Source organism: Nocardia africana NBRC 100379 (assembly GCF_001612635.1).
GTDB lineage: Bacteria > Actinomycetota > Actinomycetes > Mycobacteriales > Mycobacteriaceae > Nocardia > Nocardia africana.
This window is the reverse complement of sequence record NZ_BDAV01000073.1, coordinates 1-1,508: the sequence shown is the minus strand read 5'-3', so window position 1 is coordinate 1,508 and position 1,508 is coordinate 1. Positions and strand designations below refer to the sequence as shown.

General features: G+C 68.2%; 3 protein-coding genes. All 3 read left to right on the top strand.

All coding sequences use genetic code 11. The features are described 5' to 3' along the window. The coding region (locus NA3_RS35275) for a hypothetical protein (RefSeq protein WP_218021962.1) at positions 1 to 474 on the top strand (474 nt) is incomplete at its 5' end. 188 nt (positions 475 to 662) lie between these two features. Further along, positions 663 to 1,025 (top strand): hypothetical protein, encoded by a 363-nt coding sequence (locus NA3_RS35270; protein WP_062969253.1) that lies wholly within the window; start codon positions 663 to 665, stop codon positions 1,023 to 1,025. Beyond that, positions 1,022 to 1,508 (top strand): hypothetical protein (locus NA3_RS35265; RefSeq protein WP_157126659.1); only part of this gene is annotated, 487 nt, incomplete at its 3' end. The genes NA3_RS35270 and NA3_RS35265, both read left to right, overlap by 4 nt.

Genomic DNA, 1,508 nt, shown 5'->3' with positions numbered 1-1,508 from the left:
CGCAACACCACGATGGCCAGTGCAGCCGGTAACGGTCGCTACACCCACGAGCAACGGCTCGCCGCGCGGGCATCAGCGGGGCCGCATCTTCTGGCCTGGGTCGCCGCGACGCGGCAGACCTTCACCATCTGCCGGCCCGACGGGCGCACTGTGGCCCACGATCGCTTCCACCGCGACCTGATCGTGGACAGCGACGACGCCGCCATCGAAACGGCAGCGCTGCAAGCGATCTGGCTCGCCGCGCACGGGAAGGACCTCTGGGGCGCGGACGTGGCCACTCTGCGCATCGTCACATCCCGCTTCGTCGCGGACCCCGGCGCCCTGCACCGTGCGGCGTTCACCAGCGGCCTGGTGCTCGACCTGGTCGTCGACGCCGCCACCAATCCCGCGACCGGCCATCAGCTCGGCGTCTGGGTCGACTGGCGGCGCGCCGATCTCACCTGCCTGATCCAACACTCGAGGAACCAGCAATGACCTCACGCCCCATCGCAACCTTGCTCACCGTCTTGGCCGGAATGTACCTGCTGACCGCGTGCACCGAACACCCATCACGCGGCCGACCGCCCGACGAACCCTCTTGTGCAGGTGCAGGATTCGATCCACCCTTTACCGCTGTCGACCCGTGCTCGGCCGACTCGGTCACTTCGGCAGCACTGCAGACGATGTTCACCTACCGGCCTGCCGAGGGGCTCGACCCCCGACGCGCGTTCGAGGCCGCGACGCCGCTGCTGGACCCCGAATTCGCGCGCAGCGGTGCACCCGCGGCGATCGCACTGGTCCCCGTAACAGCCGACATGTGGGAGCGGTGGCGCGACCTGCACGTCACGGTCACCGCGACTGCCCGCCCCACGGCCGATGATCACCCCGCCGACACCGCGTCGCGGGCGGCGCGTGTGGTGACGGTGAGCATGCACCCCAGCGACAGCACGCCCGCTCTGCGGCTGGTCGTGTTCGCGATCGCGCACCGCACACAGACCGGCAATGGCGCGCGGTGGCTGCTGTCGAATGTGCAGGTGGCGTCGTGACCGGCGGCAACGGTGACCCGGTCGATGAGGGCGGGCAAGCGGTCAAAGCCGGGTTCGTGCAGGCGATGCAAACCGCGGCGATGACGATGAACCTGCTGCAGCGCCGCGGCAGCGAATCACGCTCGCGGCAAGAATTCGCCCAACGCCAAGACGACCGGATCGCCGAACAGCAACGCAAGAACCACGTCCACGGCGCGCAGATCCAGGGCTACATCGATAGGGCGCAGCATGGTCGCCTCGAGCACTGGGCCGATATGGCGATCAAGGCCGGCCGCTACCGCGAGCACCTGCTCGAGATGCAAGTCAAAAACGCGCGCCTGCAACATGATCAGGACAGAGCAGCCCGGGCCAAGGACAGCGACGAAGCCAGCGAGGAACGCCGGGACAAGGTTCACGGGTTGCAGGTGCGGGCCCTGCGCGGTGAGTACAACCGCAGAGACGCGATCCATACCCAGCAGCTGCGCCGCTACGACAAACAGATCG

Bases quoted from the DNA above. Each gene is read 5' to 3' on its own strand.
- NA3_RS35270 (WP_062969253.1), top strand. From the start codon at position 663: ATGTTCACCTACCGGCCTGCCGAGGGGCTCGACCCCCGACGCGCGTTC.